5 protein-coding genes are annotated in these 7,387 nt (G+C 50.5%); all 5 read left to right on the plus strand.

Annotated elements, in window-relative coordinates; translation table 11 throughout:
* Window positions 1-217: 217 nt before the first annotated feature.
* Entirely contained in the window at window positions 218-778 is a 561-nt protein-coding gene (locus KOR42_RS25360) for an ECF-type sigma factor (protein ID WP_146512605.1), read from the plus strand.
* Window positions 779-1,162: 384 nt separating this feature from the next.
* The gene (locus tag KOR42_RS25365) at window positions 1,163-2,245 is read left to right on the plus strand and encodes a PEP-CTERM sorting domain-containing protein (protein WP_197441592.1); all 1,083 of its coding nucleotides are present in this window, start codon (window positions 1,163-1,165) and stop codon (window positions 2,243-2,245) included.
* 294 nt (window positions 2,246-2,539) lie between these two features.
* Window positions 2,540-3,250, plus strand: a complete 711-nt coding sequence (locus KOR42_RS25370) for a discoidin domain-containing protein (RefSeq protein WP_197441593.1) — start codon at window positions 2,540-2,542, stop codon at window positions 3,248-3,250.
* 110 nt (window positions 3,251-3,360) lie between these two features.
* Window positions 3,361-6,705, plus strand: a complete 3,345-nt coding sequence (locus KOR42_RS25375) for a serine/threonine-protein kinase (protein ID WP_197441594.1) — start codon at window positions 3,361-3,363, stop codon at window positions 6,703-6,705.
* Between the two features lie 491 nt (window positions 6,706-7,196).
* Window positions 7,197-7,387 (plus strand): hypothetical protein (locus KOR42_RS27590; RefSeq protein ID WP_231741130.1); only part of this gene is annotated, 191 nt, incomplete at its 3' end.

The raw sequence follows: 7,387 nt of genomic DNA on the forward strand, positions 1-7,387 counted from the left end.
GAATCATTTCGATCATCTCCCACTGAAGGTCAGTCAGGTCACTTGGGTACGCTTTTCGAATCGCCTCGGACACCGTGCACTCCTTTGCGTTGATGAACCGCAAAGTGTGAACAAAACCAGACTTTCACAAAACCTCAGTTTCCGGATAGCCTCTAAGGCGAATTAAAAGCCACAGAGAATGCTGGAAATTGGTTCGAGCTCTCTTTATCGTGTTGGGATGCAGGACGTCACTCAAGTATTCCGACTGATTGAAGCGGGGAGCGGAGTAGCAGCATCGAAGTTACTTCCGCTCGTCTATGACGAGTTGCGGCAACATGCAACTGAACGTATGGCCTCTCAGTCGTGTGATCACACTTTACAACCCACGGCGCTTGTTCATGAAGCGTATGTGAGACTTGTTCGGTCTGAAAAATTAGGGTGGGCGTCACGTCGTCATTTTTTCTCTGCGGCAGCGGAAGCGATGCGATGCATTTTGATTGACAATGCTCGCAAAAAAGCTTGTTTGCGACATGGAGGCGATAAGAAACGAATCCCTGCGGAATTTGATGCTGAAATTGGGACATCAATGCCCTGTGAGAAACTCGTCTTGCTGGATTTGGCGCTTGACCGACTCAAGTCGGAAGACCCAAAGCTCGCTGAGATTGTCAGACTTCGTTTTTATGCCGGCTGCACCATGATCGAAATCGCCGAGACGCTCGAGCGACCACTCCGAAGTGTTGAGAGAGATTGGAGATACGCTCGCACCTGGCTGTTTCGAGAAATCTCAACGGAACGTTGAACACAAGCTGAACGTTCGCTCATCGAGTTCTTTTTTAAGAATTCTGGCGGGTTCTGACGCGAGATCTCGTAATTCTCTCTAGATTAATTGCGCACTCCACTACCATAGGTCATGCTGAATCGTTCCCCGATGCACGCATCGGTGTCGACGAATCCTTGTCAAACGCCGGTGTCGTCGTCGAGAAGTCGACGTGAAGGTCAACTTTTGGAGATGCGAACTTCTGGGAAGAGTATAGGAATAGAAATGCGAATTCTGTGTCTGACAGCCACCCTGAGTGCGTTCTTTTTGAGCGTGGCTACTGAATCGGCGAACGCAGCGCTTACCGTTCTGGGATCTGGGACGCTCACGACGAACTCGTCAATTGGCACAAGTACAGTTAGAGATGTGTCTAATTCGACAACCCTCGACCGGTTTCTGCCAAAGTCAGTTGATTCATTCAACGTGGTTCCAACTGTCATTGGGGCACCTGATGCGCGAACAGCAGCAGCGGCCGCTGGCGTGTTGAGTGTCGGAACCGGAACCGGTGGCGGAAATATCTCTGCCCGGCTGGAACGATTTAAGCCAGCGGGACCTGATGTTGGATTTATCTTTAGCGGCATCTTGTACACCCAGAGATTTTCCATTGACTCAACGGCAAATATCGCTGTGCAATGGATCGATAGTTTTACAAATCTTGTGTCTGGGTCGCGGGTGCCATCACGGGGCGATTTTTCCTACTTCGAGGTGAGACGACTCGATGGCGCGGGAGGTATCTATTTCAACGACAATGGAAATGTCAATGGACTCGGTAATGGGCCCGGCGTTTGGACAAACACCTTTTCAGGGGAAGCACAACTCGTTGCGGGGGACTACGAACTATTGTTTCGGTTAGATCAGAGTCTGCTGGGTGGGGATGAAAATGGAACAGCAGAGGGAGTCTCCAACATCACATTTGCCTGGGGCATCGACCAGCTTCCCGGGTCAACGCTGGACTTGCCGTTGCTTCCAGTCGTTGTCGATCCAGACGGTTTCGGTTTCGATTTTATCACGGATGATGGCATTCAGAACTTCGATCCAGAGATAGCAACGGGCTACGACTATACGACCAATGCCGTCCCATTCGCATCCGTCCTGATTCCAGGGGCACTTCCAAGTGGTGACACCATGTTTGAACTGCTTGTCAACGGCCAGACATTCGAGCTTCTGGCTGGGACAGAGTTTGACTTTTTGGCACTCGATCCCAATGGTGTGACTGAATTCGGGATTCGCGGAATCGACGTTGGAGAAGCACTTAGCCCAGGTGACCCGACAGCATTCGTGACCGGATTGAGTTTCACCGAAAGCGGCGTTCAGTCGTCGTTCCGGATGTCCGCCGTGACTCAATCAGTGGGCAATGCCGTTCCTGAGCCGGGGAGCTTCGCGCTGCTTGGAATCGGTGTGGTCGCTGGGTTCGGCTTGGTACGGAGACGTCGCCGTCGGAACGACTAGCAGATAGTCCCCCCTTCGTCGTCCAGAAGCCGATGTGGTTGTTCGATCTTGATTTGGCTGGATTATTGGTCACTTTCCGTCGTCACTGCATCGGAGGCAAAACGGTCGATTGTGATCGATCAAGGACAATCAAATTTGAACTTCACGAATCGCGACATCGAGTTTGGCAATTTTCGGCGTCATCCGAAGCATGTCTCGCAAACCTTTCCTTTGTGAAATTTGCATCGTCTAGTGCGTCGAATGATCAATTTCACCCAACAAGATCGAGATGATCAACTCAAAGGAAATTCATTGATGTCACCGAACACTCAGATTGGTTTCATGATTGTTCTATCGATGTACTTGCATTCGACAATGACAACTGCGGACGCAGGGACGATTTTGCAGCCGGTAAGTGCTGTCGCCTCCGATGAACGGGTGTTTGGGACACTTCACTACATGGACGATGCTCTCGTTGATCAGTCAGGGTTGGTTGATCGCGATACTCGCCAACCGAATGGCTACGTGAGCGGAGTGACCGACTTCGATACCTATATTGCTTCGGGGCCGGTGCACATCGACACATCGAATGCAATTTGGGCAACAAATGCAGACGTAACCACTGCAATTATCGATTTCGATTTGGGCGGACAGTTTACGATCGATGGTATGGCATTGTGGAACCGAGGAAATAATCTCGACAATCAAATCGGAAACTTCGAATTGTTCGCTGACGACAATAATGCTTTCACGAGTCCAGTCATCATCGGGAGTTATCTGGCAGACGGAAATCTCGGTGACTCCCTCTTCACAGGAGTTGAAGTCTTTCGTTTCACGGCGACCACTGCCTCGCATATCAGGATGTCAATTACTTCGAATCTCCATTGGAACGGTAGTGGAATTCTCAGCGCGGGCGAGGTGGCTTTTCGGCAGGCCAATTCCATCCCCGAACCGGCCACTGGCTTTCTCATCGTCACCGGATCTGCGAGCATTCTTGCTTTCTTTCGGCGATGGAAGAGTCGTTGATTATTCCTCTCTCGCGATCAAGCGAATCGCACGGTTCCTGAGAATGCGCAGATCGGTATGATACTGTGCAACCGATGAAGAGCCCCGAGATCTTTGAAGCACCCCCGACTATGGCTGATTCGAATCATCGTCGACTGGTCAAACTTCTATTCGATTGCATCATTGAGATGCCCTCCAATGAACGAGAGACATTTCTGGAAGACTATTGCGCTGGCGACCCACGTCTTCGGAAGGAAGTGCTGGAGTTGGTCGCTCATGAGGAACAGCTTGGATCGTTTCTCGATGACAACCAACGGCCTGCCGTGAAAATCACGTTGCCCGAAGACCGAGTCGGGCAAGTCATCGGCCCCTACATCATCCGGGAACACCTCGGCGAAGGGGGGATGGGTGAAGTCTACGTTGCCGAGCAAAAAAGTCCGGTTCGACGAAAAGTCGCTCTAAAAATCATCAAGCTCGGAATGGAAACTAAGGAAGTGGTGAGACGTTTCGAGAACGAACGTCAGGCGTTAGCTCTGATGTCTCATCCGAGTATTGCCAAAGTCCTTGACGGAGGAGCGACCGAGCAGGGACGACCGTTCTTTGTCATGGAACTCGTTCGCGGGATGCCAATCACTGAGTTCTGCGACTCAGAAAAACTCAGCACGCACGAGCGTCTCAAACTGTTTATTTCCGTCTGCCAGGCCGTGCAGCACGCCCATATGAAGGGGATCATTCACCGCGATCTGAAGCCATCGAATATCATCGTGGAAGTGCATGATGGTCAACCGATTCCTAAAGTGATTGACTTTGGAATCGCGAAGGCGACTCATCAGGATCAATGGAATCAGTCGGTTTACACACAGTTTTCTCAGTTGCTCGGGACACCACAGTACATGAGTCCTGAGCAGGCAAAGTTGTCTGCATCTGATATTGATACGCGCACCGACATCTACGCTCTCGGTGTCCTGCTTTATCAATTGCTGACCGGGACAACGCCATTCGCCAAGGAAGCTCTCGAAAATGTCAGCTTGGACAAGTTGAGACAATTCATAAGCGAGCACGAAGTGCCGAATCCAAGTGAACGCGTCAGGACAATCGACATCAGTCAACAGTCAACGATTTCACAGAATCGGAGAACCACACCCAGACAGCTTGTTTCGTCGATAAAAGGGGAACTGGACTGGGTGGTCACGAAGGCACTTGAGAAAGACCGAGACCGACGTTATGAAACTGCAAGCGCGTTTGCGTTGGACGTCAAGAGGTATCTGGATGGTCAGCCCGTCGAAGCTTGCCCTCCGACAATTGCTTATCGGGTAAGAAAATACGTCGCTCGTCATCGTCGTCTGTTGGCATTCGTTATCGTCGTGCTCATGACCGCTGCTATCGGCGCAGCGACGAGCATTAGCTATGCGAGACGAGCGACTCGTTCTGCTAAAGAGGCGCGACAAGCACAGTTGAATGCGGAGCAAAATTCGCAGATCTCCAAACAGATATCACTTCGCTCCAAAGAAATGTTGTATGCCGCAGAAATGCAACTCGTGTCGCAGGCGATTGAAAGAGTCGACATCAGGCGCGCCAAAGAATTGCTTGACGCCTACCAAACAAACGAAAGTGTTCGATCTCTGAGAAAATGCGAGTGGGATTACTACAGCAAACAGGTGACCAAGCTTCCCGGCAAAGAATTTAACAATGGAGGTCGAATACGCGCTTTGCGAATTTCGCCAAATGGAGAATGGCTTGCAGTAGCCTCAAATTTTCCTGAAGTTTCGATCTATCGAACGGCGAATTGGACTCATGAACAAACTCTTTTGACACCATTGACAAACGCAAACGGGCTCGCATGGTCGCCAGATAGTAAATTTCTGGTCGCTGCATGCAGTGATGGGGCCCTGAAGATTTGGAACTTCGAATCTGCAATCATCGAGCGTGAAATCGCTGCGCACCGAGGAGAGGCCAACGACGTTAGTTTCAGCATCGATGAGAGAACGCTTTTCTCTTCCGGCGATGACGGCGTCGCACGAAGTTGGGATCCCTTAACAGGAGAGCAAGTCCATGAGTTTGTTGGGCATGAGCGTGAAGTCGAAAGTCTCGCCGTGTCTCCAGACGGCCAGAAGTTGGCAACTGCGAGCAGCGATCGCTCAATCGCGATTTGGAAGACCGAGAATGGCAAGTTGGAATATCAGTTCTCAACCGATGGATCTGGTGGTCGAGCTGTCTGTGTCACATTCTCGGCAGATGGATCGCTCGTCGCCGCCGGGAACATCTATGGTGACATTTACATTGTGGATGTTGAGACCAAACAGAGTGTTCACTTGACGAAACTCGTCGATGGGATTCAAGGTTTGACATTCCTAAATGACGGAGAGAGACTTGCTTCAATTGATCAAGGTGGAATGGTCGCTGTTCACGACGTATCGGCGGTGGGAGTCGGCAACGTGGACGAAACGCGACGACCTGTCATCGCGTGGATTGCTCATAACAATCGCGGCACGACGCTCGCGCTTTCAAAAGACGGGAAGAATCTAGTTACCGGAGGCTGGGGCGGCTATGTGAGGATCTGGAATCCTGATCAGCACTCTTACAGATGGCGAGTCGATCGTGACCAATACTTTCATGACTTCGATGTTGACAGTTTAGGAAGATTGGTTGTGTGTGGAGCAGACATTGAATTGTGGGATCTTGACCGTCGAAAGAAAATCAACTCATTTGCGAATGCAGCACCCCTGGGTTGGGAAACGTTGGCATGCGCCCCAAAAGGCAATTGGTTGGCAGCAGTCAGGCTAGGACAGATTTCTCTATTCGAATGTCACTCTTCAAAACGCGTTGCGAATTGGGTTATCGATAACGTCGTTGAGCCATCGCAAATCACGGTTACGAACAACGGGCAAATCGCAATGCTTGACAGCAGAGAACCTCAATCAGTGCAAGTCTATGAAAGGTCCAGCGAGAGTCCGATCGCCACGTTTCCCACCAAACAGTGTCGTTGCATCCGCTATTCGCCGGATGGCCGATGGCTCGCAGTGGGTCACATGGATGACCTTCATCTCTATGATCTAAGGAGTGGATCACGAACAGTTCTCGCTGGACATACAAGCACTCTGACTGCAGTCTGTTTCCATCCAGATGTATCGGAACTTGCGACAGTGAGTCACGACCGGACGCTAAAGATCTGGGACTTGAGCACTGGATCTCAGATTCAGTCCATCGTCGCTCATACGGACTTCATTGACTCTGTTGAGTATCTCCAAGATGGCAAATCGATCGCCACCGCTGGGCATGATGGAAGAGTCCGGGTCTGGCATGCCGAAACGGGCCAACCCATGGGAGCAATCGTTCGTGAACTTGGGGACATCCACAAAATCCGTTTTACACCGGATGGAAAAAAGATGGTTGGATTGATCGATTTCAAATTCGTTTTTTCCTTCGATTCAACAGGCTCAAGTCAACCCCAGCCTTCCCCGTCATTTCTGGAGTAATCTGCACATTTATGAACATATTCATTGATGATTTCTTCAATCGTTAGCACAAGCATTGAAAGAATCGACTACGTCGGGACCAGTTGACCAAGTTCCCGTCCAACTCAGCACGCAGAGAAACGTGGACATGCGATTCATCCAGTAAATCGGTTTCCCATCTTAGCTCATGTGGAGACTTGATGTTCATGTCTATAGCATCGACAGCGAACGGCGGGCACGTCGTCAATTCGACACATTCCTTGAATCGATCAATCGGTATCGATGTTGACAAGAGCCCTCCGGTTCCGTAGACGAAAGCTCTTGGTAGGAAAATGGAACTCGCATTTTTCCACAACACCAAGCTCTATCAAGTGTTGTGATGTGTCGCTAAACCAAGGATTCTGTACCCGATTCTGTACCGGGGACCTTTTCGTGAACAACTTTTCGCCTCCAAATCGGGCAGCAATAGCGGGCATTTAGGGCGCTACAAAGGACAGAAATCCCGATTTGAGTTGATCACGAGTCGACCGTTTGGGGATGGCTGGAAATCGCCCGCAAAAGTGCCCATCATCCAGCACCAAGCGCTGTTCCATGAATGTGCAACAGCAATCCATGTTAGAGATTATGACCATACCGAGATGCCGAAGATTTTCCACCCACTGCTGGCATTGATTGCTTCCGCGACGGAGTCTGAACTGGCCAA

This window comes from Thalassoglobus neptunius (assembly GCF_007859735.1).
GTDB lineage: Bacteria > Planctomycetota > Planctomycetia > Planctomycetales > Planctomycetaceae > Thalassoglobus > Thalassoglobus neptunius.